Source organism: Lacibacter sp. MH-610, from assembly GCF_045780045.1.
Taxonomy (GTDB): Bacteria; Bacteroidota; Bacteroidia; order Chitinophagales; family Chitinophagaceae; genus Lacibacter.
In genome coordinates, this window is sequence record NZ_CP116002.1 from 169,113 (window position 1) to 193,899 (window position 24,787).

The 24,787-nt window shown below is 40.9% G+C and carries 18 protein-coding genes and 1 pseudogene; 9 read left to right on the forward strand and 10 right to left on the reverse strand.

What is annotated here, in order from left to right; all coding sequences use genetic code 11:
- The first annotated feature begins 28 nt into the window (after positions 1-28).
- Positions 29-955: a hypothetical protein gene (locus tag PDL71_RS00795; protein ID WP_407524165.1), complete on the forward strand. Its 927-nt coding sequence runs from the start codon at positions 29-31 to the stop codon at positions 953-955.
- Between the two features lie 47 nt (positions 956-1,002).
- On the opposite strand, the gene PDL71_RS00800 is transcribed toward PDL71_RS00795, so the two are convergent.
- From PDL71_RS00800 to PDL71_RS00820, 5 genes and pseudogenes are all read right to left on the reverse strand, one after another.
- Entirely contained in the window at positions 1,003-4,338 is a 3,336-nt protein-coding gene (locus PDL71_RS00800) for a VCBS repeat-containing protein (RefSeq protein ID WP_407524167.1), read from the reverse strand.
- Positions 4,338-7,304, reverse strand: a complete 2,967-nt coding sequence (locus PDL71_RS00805; RefSeq protein WP_407524168.1) for a VCBS repeat-containing protein — start codon at positions 7,302-7,304, stop codon at positions 4,338-4,340. Before PDL71_RS00805 ends, PDL71_RS00800 begins: the two co-directional genes overlap by 1 nt.
- A gap of 27 nt (positions 7,305-7,331) precedes the next feature.
- Positions 7,332-7,379 (reverse strand): annotated as a pseudogene (locus PDL71_RS00810) (hypothetical protein); the annotation flags it as partial.
- Positions 7,380-7,560: 181 nt separating this feature from the next.
- Positions 7,561-9,120, reverse strand: coding sequence for a RagB/SusD family nutrient uptake outer membrane protein (locus PDL71_RS00815; RefSeq protein WP_407524170.1), 1,560 nt, complete (start codon positions 9,118-9,120; stop codon positions 7,561-7,563).
- 28 nt (positions 9,121-9,148) lie between these two features.
- Entirely contained in the window at positions 9,149-12,220 is a 3,072-nt protein-coding gene (locus PDL71_RS00820; RefSeq protein WP_407524172.1) for a SusC/RagA family TonB-linked outer membrane protein, read from the reverse strand.
- Between the two features lie 247 nt (positions 12,221-12,467).
- On the opposite strand from PDL71_RS00820, the gene PDL71_RS00825 reads away from it, so the two are divergent.
- Positions 12,468-13,457 (forward strand): LacI family DNA-binding transcriptional regulator, encoded by a 990-nt coding sequence (locus PDL71_RS00825; protein WP_407524174.1) that lies wholly within the window; start codon positions 12,468-12,470, stop codon positions 13,455-13,457.
- Here the strand turns inward: PDL71_RS00825 and PDL71_RS00830 are convergent.
- From PDL71_RS00830 to PDL71_RS00840, 3 genes are all read right to left on the reverse strand, one after another.
- The gene (locus PDL71_RS00830) at positions 13,454-13,936 is read right to left on the reverse strand and encodes an Lrp/AsnC ligand binding domain-containing protein (protein ID WP_407524176.1); all 483 of its coding nucleotides are present in this window, start codon (positions 13,934-13,936) and stop codon (positions 13,454-13,456) included. The genes PDL71_RS00825 and PDL71_RS00830 overlap by 4 nt on opposite strands.
- A 645-nt stretch (positions 13,937-14,581) precedes the next feature.
- The gene (locus tag PDL71_RS00835) at positions 14,582-15,397 is read right to left on the reverse strand and encodes a CHRD domain-containing protein (RefSeq protein ID WP_407524178.1); all 816 of its coding nucleotides are present in this window, start codon (positions 15,395-15,397) and stop codon (positions 14,582-14,584) included.
- A gap of 20 nt (positions 15,398-15,417) precedes the next feature.
- The gene (locus PDL71_RS00840; RefSeq protein ID WP_407524180.1) at positions 15,418-15,981 is read right to left on the reverse strand and encodes a fasciclin domain-containing protein; all 564 of its coding nucleotides are present in this window, start codon (positions 15,979-15,981) and stop codon (positions 15,418-15,420) included.
- 76 nt (positions 15,982-16,057) lie between these two features.
- Here PDL71_RS00840 and PDL71_RS00845 point away from each other — a divergent pair, with 76 nt between their 5' ends.
- From PDL71_RS00845 to PDL71_RS00870, 6 genes are all read left to right on the forward strand, one after another.
- Entirely contained in the window at positions 16,058-16,648 is a 591-nt protein-coding gene (locus PDL71_RS00845; protein WP_407524182.1) for an RNA polymerase sigma factor, read from the forward strand.
- The gene (locus tag PDL71_RS00850) at positions 16,639-17,424 is read left to right on the forward strand and encodes an anti-sigma factor domain-containing protein (RefSeq protein ID WP_407524184.1); all 786 of its coding nucleotides are present in this window, start codon (positions 16,639-16,641) and stop codon (positions 17,422-17,424) included. The genes PDL71_RS00845 and PDL71_RS00850 overlap by 10 nt, the downstream gene beginning before the upstream one ends.
- A gap of 18 nt (positions 17,425-17,442) precedes the next feature.
- On the forward strand, positions 17,443-18,162 hold the full coding sequence (gene trmB / locus PDL71_RS00855) for a tRNA (guanosine(46)-N7)-methyltransferase TrmB (protein WP_407524186.1): 720 nt from the start codon (positions 17,443-17,445) through the stop codon (positions 18,160-18,162).
- 63 nt (positions 18,163-18,225) lie between these two features.
- Positions 18,226-18,444, forward strand: coding sequence for a DUF5522 domain-containing protein (locus tag PDL71_RS00860; protein ID WP_407524188.1), 219 nt, complete (start codon positions 18,226-18,228; stop codon positions 18,442-18,444).
- Complete coding sequence (locus PDL71_RS00865; RefSeq protein ID WP_407524190.1) at positions 18,404-18,778, forward strand: MGMT family protein; 375 nt, start codon at positions 18,404-18,406, stop codon at positions 18,776-18,778. Before PDL71_RS00860 ends, PDL71_RS00865 begins: the two co-directional genes overlap by 41 nt.
- Positions 18,779-18,816: 38 nt before the next feature.
- Positions 18,817-20,382, forward strand: a complete 1,566-nt coding sequence (locus PDL71_RS00870; RefSeq protein ID WP_407524192.1) for an amidohydrolase family protein — start codon at positions 18,817-18,819, stop codon at positions 20,380-20,382.
- An 8-nt stretch (positions 20,383-20,390) separates the two neighbouring features.
- On the opposite strand, the gene PDL71_RS00875 is transcribed toward PDL71_RS00870, so the two are convergent.
- Positions 20,391-20,681, reverse strand: coding sequence for a type II toxin-antitoxin system RelE/ParE family toxin (locus tag PDL71_RS00875; RefSeq protein ID WP_407524194.1), 291 nt, complete (start codon positions 20,679-20,681; stop codon positions 20,391-20,393).
- On the reverse strand, positions 20,678-20,899 hold the full coding sequence (locus PDL71_RS00880; RefSeq protein ID WP_407524196.1) for an addiction module protein: 222 nt from the start codon (positions 20,897-20,899) through the stop codon (positions 20,678-20,680). Before PDL71_RS00880 ends, PDL71_RS00875 begins: the two co-directional genes overlap by 4 nt.
- Positions 20,900-21,128: 229 nt before the next feature.
- Between PDL71_RS00880 and PDL71_RS00885 the strand changes: the two genes are divergently transcribed.
- Positions 21,129-24,722: an amidohydrolase family protein gene (locus tag PDL71_RS00885; RefSeq protein ID WP_407524198.1), complete on the forward strand. Its 3,594-nt coding sequence runs from the start codon at positions 21,129-21,131 to the stop codon at positions 24,720-24,722.
- Positions 24,723-24,787: the final 65 nt, after the last annotated feature.

Below are 24,787 nucleotides of genomic sequence, written 5' to 3' on the forward strand. Positions count from 1 at the left end.
AATTTAAACGAAAAATAGCTGATTGGTTATGAAAAGATGGACTGTTATTTTAGTGGTTGTACTGCTATCGCTCACGGGATTACTTTATGTTGGCATTTCTTCACAACAATCGTTTTCGAAATCAATAGTAATAGCTTGTACCAATGAAGGTGCTTTGCGGATGCTTACAAATGAAGCCGGCAATAAAAAAGGATGGCCGGGTAACAAACTTAACGACAGTACTTACCAATTTGAGGAGCTAACCTATACGGTAGGCACATCACTGCTCAATATAATTGCACTAAGGTTTGAAAGCCATGCAAGAGGCGAATTGATTATTGACGAAACAATGCCCGACTCCAGCCGCTTTACTGTTGCCTATTCAGAAAAAATTCCGCTGCAACCATTGAAACGCATCAGTACTTACAATAAAATTCAAAAAACAAAAACCAATATTGAAAACCTGCTTAATGCTTTAAAGAAGAATTTTGATGGGGAAGAATTGGTGTACGGCATTAAGATAGAAATGAGCCGGGTTAAAGACAGCGCTATGATCTCCACCCGTACACTCATGAATCATTATCCTGATGTAACAGAAGTTTACCAACAGATTGATGCTATCCGGAAATATATTCAAACAAATGGCGGTGAAGAAACGAGTGCGCCGATGCTCAATATTTTTGATGAAGGGCCCAACCAATTCCTGGTAATGGTGGCCGTTCCAACCAAAACCTTAGTAAACGGTAATGAAACCTTTTTACAGAAACGTATGCTTGCCAACGGCTTTATACTGGTGAGTGAGGTAAGGGGTGGAAATACTACCATACAAAGTGCCGAAGCAGCGATGAAACAATATGTAGCGGATCATCAGAAATCATCACCCGCCATTCCGTTTCAAATGTTGTTAACGGACAGAAGAGCAGAACCGGATACTGCAAAATGGAAAACAAGATTGTATTATCCTGTTATGTATTAATCCCCTCCGCCCCCTAAAGGGGGAACTCCAAAGCACAGCACACGTTATTATTTGACGAAAGAGATAGAAACAGAGGATGCATTGTTTCTTGCAAGTATATACGCAGGTTGATTGTTGATTTGAATGGGTTTGATTTTCCGCACCTGTTTCAGATCTATAAAACCGGTGAAGGAACTGGTTTCAAAATTACCGCTTCCTTTGTTGATGAGCAGGGTACCAAAATCACCATCCTGGCGGCCAATCTGTACATGATTGTCGTAGTAATTCCCCAATAACAAAATATCAGGTAATGCATCCCCATTGGCATCTGTAATGCAGGAAGTCCTGTAATTATTTAATTGCAGCGGCCATGGTAAGGACTTCTTTTCAAATGTTCCTTTATTGTTGATGAAAAGACAATGAGCAAATTCTGTTACCGTGAGCACCTGTGATTGTTTCAGCTTATCTGCACCAAACAAATCGTTGAGTGATGCTTTTGCAAAATCTTCTGCATATAAAAATTTCTTTTTGAGTGAAGGCACTTGTTTCTCTAAATCCATCTTGGTAGCAAAGGGAATTTCTTTACCGCTGAGGTAATAGGTAAGTAACTGTTCCTGTCTGCCGTTTCCATCGAAATCATTGTGATACAATTTTACGGGTTGTGCCGCTGATGTTTTCAATTTGGTATTAAGACCAAGATTGGTTGCCAGCACATCCAGATCACCATCACCATCTGCATCAAAAGATAATATACTGCTCCACCATCCTTTATCAGTGGTGATGTGTTGACGGTTGAATTGCTTTGACTCCTGAACAAATACATCAATCCCTCCCCATTCATAACTCAGGAGTAAATCCTGGTTGCCATCTTTATTCATGTCAACCAGCTTTGCATCGGTAACCATTCCTGCAAACTGTAAATCGGGTACAAGCTTTTTAGTTACATCCGTAAACACACCGGTTCCGTCGTTTTGCAATAAATAAGAACCGGGTACAGCACCATAATTCCATGGAACAGCTCTTCCTCCAATGAAGAGATCAACTGCACCGTCACTGTTCCAGTCGTTTGCCAATATTACTGACTGCGTAACATGAATACCTGAAAATGCATTTGCTTTACGTGTAAGATTTCCTTTGCCATCGTTCAGGTACAATAGCGGCAGCAAATGTTCATCTTCACCATAGTATTCATTGCCACCTGTTGCAATAATTAAATCAAGATGCGAATCCTTGTTTACATCAGCCCAAACAGCATCAGTATGCTCCCACATACTATCCTGTAACATGCCGGGCTGCGGCAGCTCACGGAACGTTCCCCTTGTAGTCTGCAGCATTACAGCCGGATGATAACCTTTTGATGCACCAATAAACATATCTTCCAAACCATCGTGATTAATGTCAGCTATTGCTAAAGCAGGACTTTCCGTTGAAACCATGTGTGGTATCAAAAGCTCCCGGTCAAACTCGTTAAACTGATTTTCAATATGTATATAGTTGAATGCCGTTGCAGTTGTTTGATCTGTTACAGAAAGATGATTTTGATTCCATTGATGAATGATGGAATAATCAAACAAAGGCAAACCTTTCCTGTATGTAAACTTATTGAGGGTATTTTGTTGAAGTTGTACTTTTTCATAGCTGTTATCAGGCCAGATGAGCAAAACTGAATCAACTGTTGTTTGATGGAAACCGATATGCATGGGCACCTGCATACTGCTGAGGAATCCATGTACAGGGTTGTGCTCATAGGCACGAAGTCCACCCTTTGTGAACAGCAACATCCGTGCTCCGATGGCATTGATATTGACTGCATCACCTTTTAATGCAACCGTTGCAAAAGGCTTCTGTTTTGTATCGTTACTTTTATTCTGATAAATTATAGCAGCATCATTGATGTTATTTACTACCAGGTCCAGGTCACCATCATTATCCAAGTCAGCATAACCTGTTCCGTTGGAAAAGGTAGGAGGGTTGCCGCTAATACTGTCAGTAAGGTTGGAAAAAGATAAATTTCCTTTGTTGCGAAAGAATTGATTGGGAATTTTAATCTCCGGAAACTTTTCTACAAGTTTCATATCTTCTTCCTGCAATGTATTGTTGCGGAGTTTTTGCTGCAGTTCATCATTCGTTACAAAATTTACATAGTCAATATCATTCATCCGCTTAGGAATACCATTGCTTACAAATAGATCTTTCAATCCATCGTTATCAAAATCCATCCATAAAGAAGCCCAGCTCCAGTCAGTAGCATACACACCGGCATATTGCCCTACTTCAGTAAATCGGTTGTTGCCTCTGTTCCATTGCAGGTTATTGCGTGCATATTGAAAGTGGTAACCGTATTTTCTTTTTTCATTAAAGTAGATATAATCATCTTCTGCCAATGAACGACGAATCATGTAAGGATCATAAGGCAGCATGTCCATGGAAATAATTTCCGGAAAGCCATCATTGGTAATATCCGCTGCATCCACACCCATACTGAACTGGCTGGTGTGCATCAGTTGCGCTGTACTTTCATCTTTAAACGTTCCATTTTTCTGATTGATGTAGAGATAATCGTTCTCATGAAAATCATTACCTACATAAAAATCAGGCCAGCCATCCATATTGATATCGCTCACTACTACGCCCAATCCATAACCAATCTTACTGCCATTAATACCGACTTCTTTTGTAATGTCTGTAAACCTTGTTTGGGTTGTACCTTCTTTTATTACCTGATCATTACGATAAAATTTTTGCCCGGCTAATGAATCATAGGTGTTAATGAAATTATTTCTCGGGGCATAGTTGCCATCATGATTTACAGAGTGATTCAGTAAAAACATATCGAGGTCACCATCCAGGTCGTAATCAAAAAAGGCAGCTTGTGTACTGAAGCCGGAAAAATCCAATCCGTATTCAGCCGCTTCATCTTTGTAAAACGGAATACCTTCTTTGCTGATGCCTTTACAAACCAGCAGTTGATTTTTTCCGGTGAGTATTTTGTAATTACCGACACGACAGATATAGATATCAAGCAAGCCATCATTGTTAATGTCAATAACAGAAACACCGGTGCTCCATGCTCCATCGTTGGGAATAGCGGCTGCTGTTGTTACATCGTCAAATTGTAAATTTCCCTTGTTGAGATATAATTTATTGGCAGATTGATTGGCAGCAAAGAACAAATCAATCCATCCATCTTGATTAAAATCACCGGCGCCTACACCGGCACCGTTGTAATAATACATATAGGAAAAAAGATTAAACGCCGGGGTTGGTTTTAATTGATTGCTGAAATCAATTCCCGTTCGCTTACTGTCAAGCACCTCAAATAAAGAAGCAGGCTGCTGTCTGCAACTGCAAATAACAAAACAGCAGATCAGCCACACAAAACATTCATTCCACCCTTTTCGCATTACTTCTTACTATTTGATGTTTGTAATTGATACCAAACCGGTGCTTGATTGTTCACCAGGAATAAAAAGTTTCGTTGACCTTTGAAGTTGAAAGAAACAATATCCCTGGTTTGCCCGGGAACATTGATGCCCGATCCAGCCATGGGCACAACATCAAACCCACCTTTTTGATTGTTGATGAGTACATGCCCGAAGCTTGCATCCAGCCTGCATAGCTGGGGTAGCAGATCATAAAAATTTCCGGCCAGTAACAAATCAGGGAACCCGTCATTATTAATATCACTCACTTCCATTGCATTCACACTGGAAAACTGAACAGCCATCGGTAATGCATTGATTGTAAAACTTCCCTTACCATTGTTGTAGGCAATGCAGGAGGAAGAATAGTTGACTGTTAAATGTTGGGATTGACTCAACGTATTTTCAAAAAGTTGCTGAATGGTTTTCTTAGCATACTCCTGGTGCTTGAGATTTTGCTTTTTGAGTGAGGGTATTTGGTCTGCCATTTCACGGCGCATAAACACAGGTACCTCTTTCTTCTGAATGGTTCTTGAAAGTACTTTTTCTTTTACTCCGTTTGCATCAAAATCATTTACATACAAATGCACCGGAGCAGTTGTGGATGGTTGCAGGTAAAAATTATCACCAATATTACCCAATAGTACATCCATATCACCATCTTTATCTACATCAGCCACTTTCATTGTTTGCCACCAGCCATAATAATTTTCAAGACCGGTGGTTTTCATTTCTTCAATTTTGACAGGGGTAACGGTGAAGATATGCGTGTACATCCAGTCGCCGGTTATAATTAATTCAGCCTTACCATCACCATTCATATCAGCCAGTGCAGATGCTGTTACCATTCCCAGTTGATTGAAAGCAGGAGCAACAGCAGTAGTTACATCTTCAAACATTCCATCTCCTTTATTCTTCATCAGAAAGTGAGAAGGTGTTTCTCCGTATGATTGCGGAACGCTGCGGCTTCCGATAAAAAGATCCGGCAACCCGTCTGCGTTATAATCCAATACGGTTACCGTTCCGCAATTTGTACCCGTAGGTGGAATGGCGCCACGGTTTAATGTAAACATTCCCTTTCCATCATTGATGTAAAGAAAGTTTTGAAATGCACCTGATTCACGATTTGTAAAATTACCACCACCGCCTGCAAACAAATCCAGGTCGCCATCTTTATCACAATCAAAAAAAACAGCAGCAGTAATATCGTTGAACGTATATGTATTAAAATCAGGAATGGTTTTTTGTACAAACCCGTTAGCAGTTTGCAGGTACAGTTGTGAAGCCTGTTGTTTGGCACCCCCTATAAAAAGATCATCCAGTCCATCGCCGTTAACATCGGCAACAGCAGCTTTTGGACCTTGTTTGGAAAGCATGAACGGGATATTTCGTTCCGTAAAAAAATCTACAAACACATCTTCACGATGTGCAGCAAAAGCTGAATCCTTTTTCACAAATAAAGTTGCTGTTTGCTCACTTGATGCAGGTATAAATGAAATTGTGTTTGCCTGATCGATTAAGTGTTGTTTGTTGATGGCGGGTTGTTGTACAACCGTTACCGTTCTGTCTGGCCAGGTGATGATCATTGAATCAACAGTTCCTTTACCCAAGCCGATGGTTTGTACATAATCCACACTTGATTGAAACCCTCTTGCCGGAATTACTTCTCTTGAAATGATTTGATTACCCTGGTACAGTTTAATACTGCTGCCAATAGCAAAGTTGTTGGGCGTTTTTCCTTTTAGTTGAACAGCGATGTAATTATTTTGATTTTTCTCCCGGCTGGTGTTACGATATACAAATGCCGGTTGATTGACATTGTTCACCAGCAGGTCCAGATCTCCGTCTTTATCAAGATCTGCATATACGGCTCCATTAGAAAAAGAAGGTTTGTCCAAACCCCACTCTGTTGCATTGCTTTCAAAACGAAGATTGCCTTTGTTATGAAACATATTGTTGAGGATGGGATTGGAGGGCATTCGTTTGATGATATTATTGACTTCTTCTTTTTTACCCCGCAGCACCATTTGCTGCATTACTTCATCGGCAAAAAAATCAATAAAGTCCTGGTCGGTTACATCATGATAAATACCATTGCTTACATAAATATCTGTGAGACCGTCATTGTCTGCATCAAACAGCAAAGCGCCCCAACTCCAGTCGCTGGCGGCTACACCACTAAGGAAAGCAGTTTCCATAAACTTTCCGTTGCGGTTGTTTACCTGCAGTGCATTTTGAGTAAACTGGTAATAAAAACCGAGATTGATTTTCTGCTGAAATACTTCATAACTGTCGAAAGAGGAGTTGGCTTTTAACCGATAGTCATCATCAGGCAACATATCAGTTGTAAAGATGTCGGGATAGCCATCATTGTTGATGTCGTTCATATCAGCTCCCATGGAAGAAAGACTGCTGTGCTGAATCCATTGTTCAAACTCATCTTTAAACGTTCCGTTCTGTTGGTTGATGTAGAGATAATCCCGTTCAAAAAAATCGTTACTCACATATACATCCGGAAAGTGATCGCCGTTTACATCACCCACCGTAACTCCTAATCCTAAACTGATTAAGCTGCCGTGCAAACCCACCTGCTTGGTTAGTTCCAGAAACTTTCCGTTTTCATTTTTATAAAAATGATCCCCACCGCCTTTTAAAAAATCTTTTACTTCCCATTGATCAGCCGGAAGGTCACGCATGTTGGCATAGTTAAATGTGTTTACTGGCATGGGGCTGTTATTCACCATAAAACAATCCAGGTCGCCATCAAGGTCATAATCAAAAAAGGAAGCATGCGTGGTGTAACCGTCATTATCTAAACCATAAGCAGCAGCCTGCTCTGTGAAAGTGAGATTCTTATTATTGATGTAGAGTTGGTTTTTTCGCAACTCAGGTTTCAACATATTACCTGCATTGCATACATAAATATCCAGCCAGCCATCTGCGTTCACATCAACAAACACAATTCCTGTACTCCAGCGGCCTTGATTATTTAAGCCTGCTGTTGCTGTAATATCTTCAAATTGAAAATTGCCTTTGTTGAGGAAGAGTTTGTTGTTACCGTTATTGGCTGTAAAAAAAACATCGGCTCAAGTTAAATGAATTGAGGGAGAAAAACAGTTGAGCAATTGCAATAAAAGATGAAAGTATTGTAAAAAAAGAGGCCACTAAGATTGGTGACCTCTCCCCTATTGATTATGATAAAAACTAATACCCGAAGTTTTGTTTCAAGTTTGGATTGGAAGAAAGTGCAATTGTTGGGATGGGATAAACCACCTTATAACCTTCTGATGCACTGGTACGACCCTGAGTAGGACTGTTAAATGCACCAAAACGGATCAGATCATTTCTTCTCCATCCTTCCAGGTACAATTCACGACCACGCTCTGCCAGTAATTTTGGAAGATCCAATGTACCGATTGATGCAACACCTCTCACAGCTCTGATTCCATCAACAATAGAAAGAGCTGTTTCACCCAATGTAGCTGTACCGCCTCTTAAGATTGCTTCAGCTTTCATTAAGCGAACATCGGCAAAACGGAAGAAAGGAAAATCATTCGTACTTCCCCAACCACCATCATTGATAGTAGATGGATCAAGCGGGAATTTATTAGTACGGATACCGGTAACTTCACTATTAAAGAAAGGACTTACATTTCTTGTAAAGATGAGTGGGTTACCACTTCTGTCTTTCAGATCTACAATCGGGTTACCGATACGCTGACCCTGAGGACCTCTCACCTGTCCGATCTGGAAACCGGCTCTCATACCTGTTTGAGTTGTATAACCTGCAAGGTTGGTTCCTTTTCTGATATCGGCATCATCGAAACTATCATAGAAATTAGACAGTGTAGTAAACCCGTTCCAGCCACTTGGTGTTTGGTTGTAGTGACCACCCATACAAGTAGCCCATACCACGTTAATACCATCACTGTTTCTTCTTACGAAAATGTTTTCTGATGATTGTGAACCATTATCCCACTTAAAGTTATCCCAGTAGTTTGCATCAATATCGAATAATGGATTCGCATCAATCAAATCACAATACTGAATTACCTTATTCATATCTGCAGCAGCAAAAGTATAAGGGCCTGCCGGAGCAGTAGGGCTTGCCTTATAAACAGCTCTATTTAAGTAGCATTTTGCCAATAAAGCCCATGCTGCTTCTTTAGTAGCGAGGTGCTTATTGCTACCGTTAAATGCAGGTAAGGCAGCTACAGCAGATTCCAGTTCAGCAATAGTTGTATCAATTGCAGCAGCACGTGGTAAAACATTAGGAATTGACAAGGAAGGGGCAGTAGCTGGCCTTGATTGTACTTGACCATATAAATCAGCCGCAAGCAAACGGAAGAAAGAACGAAGAAATTTTCCTTCTGCCTGTGTTTGGCCAGTCGTCAATTCTGCAACCAAAGTGGTTTGAAAAAGAGCACCATTAACCTGACTCCAAACATCATTTATCTGGTTGTGATCAGGACCCCAAGTATGCAAATGAAGCCTCCGCCATGTACCAAAGTCATCCCAATCAGTTCCTCTTGTGGGGCCTAACAATTCATCAGATGAATGCTCCTGAAGCGCCTGATAGCCATATTGACCTACAAGATTATTTAACTGTGAGTAAACTGCCCCTATTGAAGGAGCGGCCACTGCACCATCAGTACGTGGTGGGAATATTACATTATTTCCTCCAAGTTCTGGATCAATTTTACATGCGAATGCAAAAGTTGTAATCGCAGTAATAAAAGTGAGTTTTTTAAACGCTGTTTTCATTATAATCATTTTATGATATTAACAAATTTTAGAACGCAAGGTTTACTCCAAGTGTAATAACTCTTGGCCTTGGGTACTGTGTATAATCAAATCCCCGTGAAGGCACACCATTCAACTGCTTGTCAACGTTTACCTCTGGATCAATTCCGCTATATTTTGTTAGTAATGCTAAATTTTGTCCTGATGCAAATACAGAAAGAGATCGAATAGCCTTACTCTTAAGATTAAAGTTGTAGCTTAAATTAACGTTGGAAAGACGAATAAAGTCTCCTTTTTCAAGAAAACGAGTTGACACACTTCCTGGGTTAAATGGATTTTCATTGCCAAAACCTACCTCTCTTGTAACATTTCGAGCATTGCGTAAACTACCTTTCAAGAAAAGAGCATTGGCAGTATTGTTATAAACTTTAAACCCAGTTACAGCATTTATAAATACACTCAAATTCCAGTTGCCTAAAGAAAAATTATTCGTTAACCCAGCAAAGAATGTAGGCAATGCAGACCCAACAATCTGATTTGATGCTCCTTTTGCGTAACGGGCAAAACCATTACCATCGAAACCAAGAAACTCTAGCATTGACCACGTAAAGAGTGATTGCCCTTCCTGTATCGTTTGAGCATAAGCACCAGTTAAACCTTGACCACTAACTTCACCAGTAATAATAGGTCTGTCGAGATTCTTATACTGATTTTCAACTGTAGTCATATTATAGCTCGCATCCCAGTTAAACTTCTTACCTGTTACTATTTTATAATTGGCACTGAACTCCCATCCTTTATTAACAACAAAACCATCCAAATTTTGGTAAAGTCTTGAAGTGGCTGAAAATCCACCGGGAGTATATCCTAAGAAAAGTAAATCTTTTCTCTCAGTGTAATAGTAGTCTAAAGTAACTGATAATCTGTTGTCATTTGTTGTAAAATCAAGTCCAACCCCTGTAGTAGCAGCTTGTTCCCATCTTAAATCCTTGTTTTCATCTACAATCAAATGCGTACCTGCCTGATTAGTACCGAATGCAGGGTAAGCGAAGCCTAAGCGTATAGCTCCATAAGGATCAAGCCCATCTTGACTACCTAAAATACCGTAGTTGGCCCTTAAACTAAAATCAGCAAAATATTTACCTAAACTCTTCTCAAAAAACTTTTCGTTTGAAAGCTTCCATTTTAAAGCGAAAGCGGGGAAAGTTCCATACCGGTTATTAGCACCAAATTTTGAAGAACCATCTACACGTACTGTAGCAGTTACAAAATATTTATCGCCATAAGAATAGTTAACACGACCGAAGAAGGATTGCAAAAATTCTTGATAAAATCCTGGGAAAAGATCTCTGTAATTCTTGAAATTATTAAAATTCTTTACAAAAACATCGTTTGGTCTAACGACAGGAATATTAACCCCCCAACCAACTTTTTGAGTATAATCATTTTCAAACTTTTGATATGAATAACCAGCGACAGCATTAATTGAGTGATCTTTAATCGTTTTATCCCACGTTAAATATTGCTCAAATAAAATAGAAGTAAATGTGTTATTTTGTTTTGTTGCACGCCCATTACCAAAAATTGGATTATTCAAATTTTCTGAAGGACCGTTTGATGGAACAGCAAGAATTGTTGTTCCTCCATAGGCATTCGCACCCAAGCGTGGGTCTGCAAAAGCTATGCGCTCAGTAGTGGTTCTATCATACCCGAATACTGCTTTATACGAAAGCCCCTTTACAATTTGATAAGTACCAGCTACACTTGTTAAAAAACGATTGATATTATCTTTGTCTTCAAAGTAAGCTAACATTTGAGTTGGATTACGTTGATCACCCGGCTGGTAAAATGAACCATCTGGATTTTTAACCGGATAAGTAGGATTAAATTGAAGAGCAGCCCCTAATAAACTTCCTTGAAAACCAGCATTATTACTAAGAGGTGGATATTCATTTTTAGTATTAGAATACGTTGCGGCAACATCAAACTTCAACTTATCTTCAAAAAACTTCTGTGAAAGATTTGCACGTGTTGTAAATCGTTTTAAACTACTATTTCGTACAATACCCTGCTGGTCATCATAAGAACCACTAAGGCGAACTGTTGAACGTTTTGTATTAAAGCCCCATCCCAAATTATAATTTTGAGAAATGGCTGTTCTGAAAATTTCATCCTGCCAATCTGTATTTGCACCGCCATCAATCGCTTGAACTGCAACAGCAGCGGTAGCCGGGTCTGAACCTCCATCAATATTTGCCCGTTTTGCTTGCGCTAAAAACTCATCCGGGCTTAATAAATCATACCTTTTAGCGGTAGTAGAAATACTTGTATTTGCACCGAAGTTGAATTGCCCTTTTTTACCGCCTTTACCTCCTCTTGTTGTAATTAATATTACACCATTAGCACCTCTAGAACCATAGATAGCCGCAGCAGATGCATCCTTCAGGATCACCATACTTTCAATATCATTGGGGTTCAAAAAAACCAATGGACTTAAAGGAGTAGTGCCCCCTTCAACTCCACTGGCACTTCCAACAGTTCCTCCGACATTTGAAACCGGAACCCCGTCAATTACATACAAGGGCTGCTGATTACCACGAATGGAAGCTGTACCTCGAATAGTAATAGTAGGTGCTGCACCAGGTTGACCTGTCGAAGGTGTCACCAATACACCCGGAGTACGGCCCTGGATCAATTGATCAGGTGTACCAATCTGACCCTTGTTAAAGTCTTTTGGGGTAATGTTAGCTACAGAGCCCGTTAAGTCTTTTACTTTACGGGAACCATAACCTACTACCACAACTTCGTTAAGGGCAGCATTCTTGGTTTCAAGCGTAATGCTCATGTTATCACTAATAGCAACTTCCTTGGTTTCAAAACCAACAGAAGAAACAACTAATGTTTTTGAGCCTGAAGGAACGCTGATAGAAAAAGAACCATCAGCAGCAGTGGAAGTGGAATTATTAGTTCCCTTCACGGTAACAGTGGCAGAAGGTACTGCATCGCCTTTTGAGTCAGTAATCTTTCCTGTAACTGTTTTGGATTGAGCAAAGGCATTAGTAAATACAAGAAAACTTACAAGGGATGTAAGCATGCCTCTTGCAAACTTCATCAAAGTCATAATCAGTAGTTTTAAGAAGTGATTGTGATTAAAAACAGACCTGCAGGGAGTCACATTTTTTGAAGAATCGGGTGTAATTTCTTCATCCAGGTACCACCGGCAAGCATGTTAAATTTCTGTGAACTTAATTTAAGTTTTTGAAACTTATTGCATTGATTTTGCTGAAAACAACTGTAAATTTGCTGCAATCGTTTGCGAAAATAATTGCGGTGGAAAAATTATAATAACCGCTGTAAACCAAATCAATATGTCAGATACCACCCTCAAAAAAATATCACAAGTGCTGGGTATTAGTATTTCTACGGTATCCAGGGCGCTTAAAAATCACCCTGATATTTCGGCCTCTACCAAAAAGAAAGTGATTGAGCTGGCAGAAACACTGGAATATGAGCCAAATGCCACCGCTGTAAATCTCCGCACCAAAAAAACAAAGCTGTTTGGATTAATGGTTCCTTCCGTTACAAATCTCTTTTACGATTCATTTATTGCGGCCATTGAAGAAGAGAGCCGTAAAATCGGGTACTCATTACTGATATTGCAGAATAACGACAATGCATTAGCTGAAAATGAAAATATTAAACTGTGCCGGCAAAACCGTGTGAGTGGTTTGTTTGCCTGTTATTCTACCGAAACAGACAATCTTCCTGCTTTTCAAAAACTGAAAGCTGCTGATGTTCCTTTGATTTTTTTTGATAAAGTACCTGATGATACTTCTTTTAATAAAGTTTGCCTGGCAGATAAAGAAGCGGCCACCATTGCAGCGGAGGAACTTCAGAAAAGAAAAAAGAAAAACATACTGGCCATTTTCGGTAGCCGTCAATTATCCATTACACAACGCAGACTGGAATCATTTCAAAAAAGTTTCGCTATCCATAAAGACATTCACCTGAGCATTGAACATGCACACTCTACAAAACATGCTGAGGAGATTGCCAATCAATACTTTCAGCAACAAAAAAAACCGGACGCTGTTTTTTGCATGAGCGATGAAATATTAATGGGTGCGATGAAAACGCTGATGCGTCTGCAAATTTCAATTCCTAAAGAAACCGGTGTCATCGCTTTAAGTGATGGAAGCATTCCTTACCTGTACTATCCTGAAATTTCATTTGTAGAAACCAGTGGTTACAAACTTGGTAAACTGGCTTTCCAGCGAATGAAAGAATGCCTGGATGGAGCAACTAATTCAATTGAAGAGTTTGCACCTTCCCGTTTTGTGGAAGGCGGTTCCATTTAACTTTCTGATGCCGTCTTTAATACATTTACGGCACGACTGAAACTTTCATCCAGCGAAATAAAGGTTTCAGTTCGTTCTATCCCTTTTATTTTCTGAAGCGCATCGTGCAATACATACCGCAGTTGATTCATATCCCTGCATACCACTTCAATAAACATACTGTAATTCCCGGTGGTATAGTTTAACCTTACAATCTCCGGAATGCGCTGCAACTCTTTTGCCACTGCATCATACATGGAACTTTTTTCAAGGTAGATACCTACAAAGGCGGTTACATCATACCCCAGTTTTTTCATATCCACATTTAACCTGGTGCCTTTAACAATACCATGTTCCTGTAATTTTTTGATACGCACATGAATAGTGCCGGCACTCACAAATAGTTTTTTGCCCAAATCAGCATAAGAAACCTGGGCATCCTGCATCATTTCTGTGATAAGCTGTAAATCTAATTTGTCAAGATTCAATTTCGAAGCCATAACAGCACTTTATTTTAAAATTATTTTACACAAAGTAAATATATTTTGAATAAAATCGAAAGTTTTAAAATTTTTATTGAATTATATACAATGTATAGGCCTTTTGTTTTAACATTGCACTGTAATCGTTCTTTGAACAACATACTGTGGAGTGATGAAATCTTTGGCAGACATGCCCTCTTGTCTCGGGGGTGGAGATCACAGGATAAACAAAAAGTAGAGCCGACATTACTCAGGTAAGGCCGACCAGGGTTGACCACTTATTCTTTGCTTTTTGGCTAACTGCTCCGTGGAGGTTCGACTCCTCCCTCTACAGCAATCAACGTTCTTTTAACATTGTGGGGTGATGAAATCTTTGGCAGACATACCCTCTCGTCTCGGGGGTGGGGATCACAGGACAAACGCAACATAGAGCCGACGTTACTTTTGGTAAGGCCGACCAGGGTTGACCACTAATCTTTGTGTTGTAGCTAACTGCCCCGTGGAGGTTCGACTCCTCCCCCTACAGCTTTCTCATGCTTTTATTTATGTACAGCCTTGCCGATTTCGGCAGGGCTTTTTTATTCTACGTCAAGATGCAAATAAAAAAGCAAACCAATTGGTTTGCTTTTACCGGTGGATTCCAAAGGTATCTTGTTCTCACTCTTAACGAATTTGACCACGTACCGCACCCGATGCATACAACATACTGTGCACATTTACATACAATGCATCATTTAGGATTGAAGTGCGCAGAGCGGCAGACAGTTCAAATACTTTTGTTGCTGCAAAATCTGCAGTGCTGCCTGCAAGTCCTAATAAAACCGGACCATTGATACCGGCGGCGCCAATATGTATATGTGCTGCCATTAACATATCGCCTGACTCAACAACAGGGAAACTAAATCCGCTGTACAATTTACCGGATGCAGTTATCCGGAGAAAACTGGTGCCTCTTGTAGGTGTTGTAACAGCAGGCACTTCATTTGTACCAGAAAGAACCACATCTGTTGCCCATGAAATATTATCGTTCAATTGACCACGTACGAGTCCTGACGGCACTTGTGAAGTATGCACATTCACATACACCTGTGCCATTCCATTCTTCAAAGAATCAGCCAGTGAACTGCGGATGGAAATTTTTCCCATCGATTTGTTTTGCTGTATCATTCCTTTGAGATCGGCAATTACACCTCCATTGGATGCAGGATCACCTGCATGAAGATGGGCTGCCTGGATCATATCACTACTGGCAAGATTGGGAACAGTAATATCAAACTCCAACTCATTATTCGTATAGAGTTTAATAACAGCCGTTCCGGATTCAGATCGGTTAGCCACGGCCGGGATTTCATTTTTTGCATTAAGCATTACTGACCAGGAAGTTGCAACTTCAGCTTTCATATCATCTTTCTTGGAACAACTGGCCATTGTTAGTAACGCTCCGATAACAGCTAAAAAAGAATACGCTTTCATTTTCATAAAGGATATTTTTAGAGGTTTTAATTTTTAGGTAACAACACCGCATCTACTACATGAATCACTCCGTTCTTCTGCATTACATCTGTCTGCAGGATAGTGGCAATCGTTCCTTTTTCATCTTTAATCATAATCACTTCTCCTTTCCGAATCACCCATAAAGAAGCACCGGCTACTGTTTTGAGATAACCCATTCCTTTATCATTCTGGGTTAATTTTTTTAAATCATCATAACGGTAGCGGCCGGCTACAACATGGTAAGTAAGAATAGTAGTAAGTAATTGTTTTGATTCGGGCTTTAAAAGTGTTTCAACCGTACCCTTAGGCAGCTTATCAAAGGCACTGTTTACAGGTGCAAATACAGTAAACGGACCTTCACCTGCCAGCACATCTACAAGGCCCGCAGCTTTTACCGCAGCTACCAACGTAGTGTGTGCAGAAGAGTTAACTGCATTTTCAACAATGTTTTTCATAGGGTACATAGGCGCCCCGCCAACATAAGGAACACTGTTTGACTCCTGTGCAAACAAGGCGGCGGGTAAAAAGGCCAATAAATAAATTGCTGCTGCTAAAAATTTCTTTTTCATATGTGTTTTTTATTTTGTTTGAATGCATTTACGAAACACAAAAGGGTTCCGGATCACCCGGAGTAAAAAAAATTTTTTGAGATGCATTTTGTTTCAATCTTTGCGTGCCGTTATGCAGGATGTACAGCTATATGAGTTAGTATTAAAACTTAAAGAAGGTCACCAGCCTTCCTTGAGTATTTTGTATGACCGCTATGCGGCTGCATTACTGGGTGTGATTATGAAAACTGTTCCCCAGCAGGAAACGGCTGAAGATCTGCTGCAGGAAGTGTTTGTTAAAATCTGGCAAAAGGCTCACCAATACCAGGAAGAGAAGGGTTCCTTCTTTACCTGGATGCTCAACATAGCCCGCAATCATGCCATTGATTATTATCGTTCTAAAAGATTTACGCAACAGTCAAAAACCAATACGGTAGAGGATTACGTACATTTGAAAGAGGCAGGCGGAACAGAGTCAATGTCTGTAGATGGTATTGGTCTGGGTAAAACCCTGGAGCAATTACCGCCGGAACAGCGGCGTATTGTATATCTCACCTATTATATGGGTTATACGCAGGATGAAATCAGTAAAACACTGGACGTGCCGCTGGGCACTGTAAAATCCCGTTTACGTTTGGCTATGAAGAAACTGAGTGAACTATTAAACATGTTATTGTTTTGGATTTAAGTTGTATCATATCATCCGGTGACCTTGAGTTATATGTACTCGGTAAACTTTCTGCAAAAGAAACAGAGCAGGTAGAAGCGCTTGCTCAAATCTTTCCGGAAGTGAAAGAGGAAATACAACGTATTGAACAAACATTGGAAGCATTAGCGATGGAAGCAGCAGTAACTCCTTCTGCAGGTGTAAAAGAAAAACTACTGCAGAACCTGCCATCGCAACAAATTGCTCCGGTGGTGCCCATGAATCAAAAAACAGAACGCACAACAGGTAATGCCACTTTCTTACTGAGAATCGCAGCTGTTTCATTATTAATTTTATTAGTAGGCGGAAGTATTTATTTCAACAACCGGGTAAACTCCTTACAGAATACCACGGCTCAATTACAACAGCAGGTAAATAGTAAAAATCAATTACTGCAGCAATGGAATGAAGCCGGAAGATTTTTACAACAACCCGGAGTAAAAAGCATTGATCTTGCCTCTGTAAAAAATGAAGCTTCTGTGTTTGCAAAAGTTTATTGGAACACGTCTGATACCGAAGTTTATATTGATGCTGCCGGTTTGCCACAAGCACCAAAAGGTTATCAATACCAGCTTTGGTGTATCAGGAACGGCACTCCTGCTGATGCAGGTATGATTCCGCTTAACGGGGCAATTGCCATACACAAGATGAAATCCTGTGCAATGTCTGAAGCCTTCGCCATTACACTTGAAAAAGAAGGCGGCAGCCCTACTCCTACATTAGAACAAATGATTGTATTGGGTAAAGTGGCAGGTTAATATCTTTGCGCCCTTATTATGGGTCAGAAGAAATTAATACGCTTTGCTGAAATGGAAACCTTTCCTAATGTGCTGCAATATCCAAAAGACATTAAGGGAAAATGGAGTTCCTTCTTTCACAATGAACATCCCATCACTTTAGAGCTTGCCTGCGGTAAAGGGGAATATGCCGTGGGCTTAGGCAGGTTACACCCCCAACGTAATTTTATTGGTGTGGATGTAAAAGGCAACCGTATGTGGGTGGGCGCCAGAACTGCATTGAAGGAAAACATAGATAACATTGCCTTTCTCCGTACACAGATTGACCGCATCAATGAATACTTTGATCAGGACGAAGTGAGTGAAATATGGATTACGTTTCCTGATCCGCAGCTCCGGCAATCCAAACATAAAAAACGATTAACACATCCCAAGTACTTACGCTTCTATCAGCAATTCCTGAAAGCAGATGGCTTGATTCATTTAAAAACAGACTCGCCTGTTTTATACCGTTTCACCAAACAGGTAATTGCATTGTATGAACTGGAACTGATTGCTGATTATGATGACTTATACCGGCAGGAGAAGCTTTCGCCTGAGTTGCAGATTAAAACCCATTACGAGGGTTTGGATATTGCCGGCAGCAACCGGATTCATTATCTCTGTTTTTCATTAAGCAATGCGGCACTGCCTGCAGAAAAGGATGTTTTGTTGAAGCAATGGGTATTTGAAACAGAAGAACCATCAACTGAAAAATAATTTTCATAAAAACACTCAACAAAAGATAAAAAGCACAGTTAATAGTGCGTACTTAGTTCTGCAATGAAAAAGTTTGAGGAAGGCGTTGATTATTATTATGAAGAAAGTGGTAACATGGTGCTCACTGCCAAATACCATTTAGATAAAGGTTATTGTTGCGGTCATGGGTGCAGGCATTGCCCGTATGACTATGAAAATGTTCCCGAGCCACGTCGTACCTTGCTGCTCAAAGAACGAAAGCATGCCGAAAAAGAAAACCGAGCAACCACGCACAACAGGTAAAGCCAAAGAATACAGTTTTTTTGATGATGTGTATGATGTAGTACGCCAGGTTCCGAAGGGGCGTGTTACTTCTTACGGTGCTATTGCCAATTATCTTGGTACCAAACTCAGTGCCCGCATGGTAGGCTGGGCCATGAACGGAGCACATAATGTAAAACCAAAAGTTCCTGCACAAAGAGTAGTGAACCGTAATGGTATGCTCAGCGGTAAAGCACACTTTGGCACACCCACTGCTATGGAAGAATTATTAAAGAAAGACGGTGTTTCAGTAAAGAATGATGTGGTTGTTGATTTTGAAAAACGGTTTTGGGACCCTGCGGTGGAGCTGGGTTGAAGAAAGTTGAATTATATTTAGCTTCTCAACCAACTGCCATGAAACTGATCTCATTCTTTTTATTGCTTCCCTTTATTACATTCTCACAAGCCACTTACGATGTTCTTATCCGCAACGGAAAAATCATTGATGGTACGGGTAATAGTTGGTACTATGCAGATGTAGCTGTGAAAGATGGCAAGATTGTACTCATTCAAAAAAACATCAGCGCTTCTGCTAAAAAAATCATTGATGCCAAAGGATTGATTGTAGCACCCGGCTTTATTGATGTGCATGCACATATTGAAAACGGTGTGTTTGAAAATCCCTCAGCACACAACTACATATATGATGGTGTAACAACAGTTATCACGGGTAATTGCGGCATCTCAGCTGATGATTTGAACTATTTCTTTTTAAAACTTGACAGCATTAAAACATCCATCAATGTAGCATCGCTTGTGGGGCACAATACCGTGCGGAGATTAATTATGGGCAATGACAACCGTTTAGCAAGTCCTGATGAACAATTGAAGATGGAAGCACTCATTGCCAAAGCCATGAAAGAAGGTGCAGTAGGTTTTTCAACAGGATTAATTTATTTACCCGGCATGTTCAGTAATACAGCTGAAGTTGTTGGGCTTGCAAAAGAAACAGCTAAGTACAAAGGTGTGTATGCATCACACATTCGTAATGAAGAAAACACAGCCATCGAAGCAATTACTGAAGCTATAGCCATTGGCAAAGCCGCAATGATACCTGTTCAGATTTCTCACATTAAAGTAGCAAGCCCCTCTAACTGGGGCCGCTCACCCGAAGCTTTGGCATTAATTGAAAAAGCAAGACTGGAAGGTTATGATGTAACTATTGACCAATATCCTTATACGGCTGCAAGCACCAATCTTGGTATTCGTTTGCCTGATTGGGCATTAGCAGGCGGGCAGGACTCTATGAAGAAACGGATTAATGACCCTGTTGTGCATGAGCAAATCATTAAGGGCATGCTGGAACAACTGAAACGTTATAAGTACAAAAATTACAGTTATGCAGTAGTAGCCAATCATGTTGCTGATACAACGCTTAATGGAAAAAGCATTTCTGAAATTAACATCATGAAAGGACGTAAAGCTACCACACGCAATGAAGCTGAAACCATCCTGGATTTAATGCTGGCCGGCGGTGCTCAAATGGTCTATCACATGATGAATGAAAAAGATGTACAATACTTTATGAAATATCCTTACAACATGATTGGTGCTGATGGTGGTGTAACTACCGGCAAAGGAATGCCGCATCCCCGTGCATATGGCACCAATGCACGTGTGCTGGCACGATATGTACGTGAGCAAAAAATTATTTCGCTGGAAGAAGCCATCAGGAGAATGACATCACTTGCCGCACAAAAATTTCAACTGAAAGACCGTGGCATGCTTAAAGAAGGAATGGCGGCGGATATCGTCATCTTTGATGAAGCAACAGTGAAAGACAACGCCACCTATGAACAGCCGCATCAGTTTTCAAGTGGTTTTCATTTTGTATTGGTGAATGGTGAATTGGTGATTGATGAAGGAAAACACAATGGTGTGCGAAGTGGAAGGGTATTGAAGGGTTTAGGAGGAAATTAACTTCGGCCTTATTCAAATGGTTCTCTATGGGTTGAATAAACGGCAACTATTGTAACAGTAAATTCATTTTCATTGATTTGATAGTGAATAAGGTAAGGGAACCGTTTTATTTGAGCACACCGGATATCATCATATCGTACAGAAGAAAAATAAGGATTACGCTTTATCGCATTCAGAGAAGATTGTAACTGACTTACAAATTTTTTACCGAGGCCATTTTGAAGATTTTCATAATAGCCCTTTGCCTCTTCAATATCCTGCAACGCAAGAGGCGAATAAATAAATCGGAACTTTTTCACTTAGCAAGTTGCTTTATCCGTTTTATACCATCATTCCAGCTGATAGCTTTCGAGGGGTTTTTCTGTAAGTCCTTTAATCGTTTTCGAACTTCCTTTTTCTGCCACTCAGGTATGGGTGGTTCCTCAAGTAATTCTACTGCTTCAATTTTTTCAAGGTCTTTAATAATGTCAGCAGCATATTTCTTTTTAATGCGGATATGAAATGTGGTAGCAGGCATAGATTTTTATTGTAACATGAAGTTAGTCAATTACTGTTGAATTAGTATTGATCAAACTCTTGTAATCAAAGCAAAACAATCTTCACCAGCTTTATTAAAAACCTCACCCCGTTCAACAAAACACCGTTTTGAATTCTAACACCCGACCATTCAATTTTTTTTCTCCGCTCATAAAATTAATTGTGCCCGTTTCAAAATCATTTCTACCTTACCGCAAACTTTTATTTTTATGAGACTTCTGCTTCCGCTGTTGATGGCATCTCTTGCCTTATCATCATCAGCCCAATCAAAAACAGACTCTACCAAAAAAGATTCTGTTCCGCACACCAAGTTTGCCAATCTTCCACTCAAACCGGAACGGCAGGTGAAATTCTCCACCAAAGAAGGTACCTGGATGAGTGTGGATGTAAGCCCCGATGGCAACACCATTGCCTTTGATCTGCTGGGCGATATCTACACCATTCCCATCAGCGGTGGTAAAGCCACGCCTGTTACCAAGGGCATGAGCTATGAAACCCATCCACGCTATAGTCCGGATGGAAAGAAAATATTATTCACCAGTGATCGCAGCGGCAGCGATAATATCTGGTATATGGATTTTGAAAAGCAGGATACCATTCAATTAACCAGGGATGGTGTGGATGATTTTCCGGGTGCTGTATGGACACCTGATGGTAATTACATCATCGCTTCCAAAGGAAGACGCTTACCCAAATTATATCTCTACCACAAAGATGGTGGCGGCGGTATTGCATTGAATGATCAATTAGCGCCATTCAAAACCACAGATCCTTTTGTAAGCTCCGATGGCAACACCGTGTATTACAGTCAGCGTATTGGTTCCTGGAATTACAATGCCTTGTTGCCGCAATATCAAATCGGCACCTACGACCGTAAGAAAGGCATTACGAATACAATTACATCCCGTTACGGCTCTGCCTTCACACCTACCTTAAGTAAAGACGGTATGTGGATGGTGTATGGAAGCCGTTACAATGATAAAACAGGTTTGATTCTTCGTAATATGAAATCGGGTGAAGAAAAGTGGCTGGCTTATCCGGTGCAGCGTGATGAACAGGAAAGTATTGCACCGCAAGGTGTATTGCCCGGTATGAGTTTTACACCCGACAGTAAATTTTTAATTGCCAGCTATGGTGGTAAAATCTGGAAGTTACCGGTAGATGGAAGCAAAGCCACTGAAATTCCGTTTGAAGTAGATGTTGCCCTGGAAATGGGACCCCGTCTTTATTTCAACTATCCCATCAAAGACACCAGTGCGGCGCTCGCCACACAAATTCGTGATGCTGTTCCAAGTCCGGATGGCAAGCAACTTGCTTTCACATCACTCAACCGTTTGTATGTAATGGATTATCCCAAAGGAACTCCACGCCGTGTTACCAATTTCAACTTTACAGAGGCCATGCCTGCCTGGAGCCCGGATGGTAAGCAGTTGGTGTTTGTAACCTGGAATGAAACAGAAGGTGGTGCTGTTTACAGAGCAGGTTTAGGAGCCAAACCAACCATTACCAAACTCACGAATGAAGGCGGCGTGTATATGCAACCGGCATGGAGTTATAACAACCGGATTGCTTTTTTCAAAGCACCCAAACGTGTATTTGCCGATGCAGAAGATCCCTTCTTCAGTGGTGCAGAAGGTGAACTGGTGTGGATGAATGCTGCAGGCGGTGCATTAAACCTCGTTGAAAACGCCAATCAGTACGGCAACGTACATTTTACAAAAGATACCACACGCATCTTCTTAAATCGTGGTGATGGTTCTTTGATTTCTGTACGCTGGGATGGTTCAGATGTAAAAATTCATGCACGCATCACCGGTATTGTTACTTATGGTTCTGTGGCTGATGCACATGATGATCATCAGCACGGCAATCCTGAAACACAGGATAATCCTGATGCCAACCCCATCAAATACGTTATGGGCAAACCAATGTTGAAACCCAGTGATGCTGTAAACTATTGCATGTTACCGCAAGGTGCCAGCAACCGTGAACCACAGAATATGCCCACACCGGCAGGTACTATTTTAATGGCACCGGTAGGCAACCAGGCAGTGGCGCAGGTAAACAACAATGTATACGTGATTACGATTCCTGAAGCAGGTAAAGTACCTAACATTAACGTTGGGAATCCTGCCTTCAGCTCATTCCCATCAAAACAATTAACAGAGATTGGTGGCGAGTGGCCCGCATGGGAAGCAGATGGCAAAAAAGTGCATTGGAGTTTGGGCAATGGTCATTGGGTGTATGATGTGGAGCGTGCAAAGTTTGTAGAAGACTCTGTAAAAGCTGCAAAGAAAATAGAAGCTAAAACAAAAGCAGATAGTATTGCTGCGTTGTTAAAGCTCGGACCTGATGCTAAGAAATTGGCTGATTCCTTAGCGAAACAAAAAGCAGACAGCATCGCTTCATTCTTCAAAGCTAATCCTGATGCAGCCAAAAAAGACAGCATTGCCAAAGCTGAACTCAAGAAGAAAGAAAAATACACACCTGAAGAAAACCAGGTGAAAGTGTATTATGCAAAAGATATTCCCAATGGTACTGTGTTGTTAAAGAATGCACGCATCATTACCATGAATGGCGATGAAGTGATTGAAGGTGGTGATATCCTTATCGTTAATAATCGCATTAAACAGGTAGGTAAATCCGGAACGGTCACCGCACCGGCAGGCACTAAAGAAGTGGATTGTACCGGCAAAACCATCACACCCGGATTTATTGATACGCACTCACACATGTGGCCATTCTGGGGTTTGCATAAAAACAGTGTATGGATTTATGCTGCCAATCTTGCGTATGGTGTAACTACCACCAGGGATCCGCAAACGGCAACTACTGACGTACTTACTTATGGTGATATGGTGGAAGCAGGCATGATGCCCGGTCCACGTGTGTACAGTACCGGTCCCGGTGTTGGTTTTTGGATGTATAATCTGAAAGACCTGGATCAAACAAGAAATGTGTTGAAACAATACAGCAAGTATTACAACACACAATACATCAAAATGTATTTGGTGGGTAACCGTCAACACCGTCAATGGGTGATCATGGCAGCCAAAGAACAAAAGCTGATGCCTACTACAGAAGGTGGTTTGGATTATAAGTTGAACATGACACAGTTATTTGATGGTTACCCCGGTCATGAACATTCTATTCCCATCTTCCCGTTGTACAATGATGTAACAAAAACAATAGGCCAGAGTAAGATGGCTTATACACCTACATTACTCGTAGCTTATGGCGGACCCTGGGCAGAGAATTATTATTACACTACTGAAAGTCCCTTGCATGATCCTAAGCTGAACCGCTTTACTCCTTATGAAGAGTTGAATGCTAAAGCACGCCGCCGTGCCGGTGGATTGGGTGGATGGTTTGCGCCGGAAGATCATGTGTTCCGCAAGCATGCACAAGGTGTAAGCAGTGTGGTGAACAATGGTGGATTGGCCGGTATCGGCAGTCACGGTCAGCTGCAGGGTCTCGGTTATCATTGGGAACTCTGGAGTGTGGGCAGTGGTGGTTTAACACCGCATCAATCATTGAAAGTAGCCACCATCCTTGGTGCAGAAGCATTGGGCCTGGATAAAGAGCTCGGCAGTATTGAAGGTGGTAAACTGGCAGACCTGGTGATTATGGATGCCAACCCGCTTACCAATCTCCGCAATACCAATACCATTCGCTATGTAATGAAGAACGGAAGATTGTATGATGGTAATACATTGGATGAAATTTATCCAACACCACGTAAGCTGGATATTACTCCATGGACGAAACCGGCACCTGCGGTTACGACGGAGGTGAAAGAATAAACAGATGAGATTAGTAATGAGAAAGCCGCATCGGTTGATGCGGCTTTTTTATACTTAAGCATTTA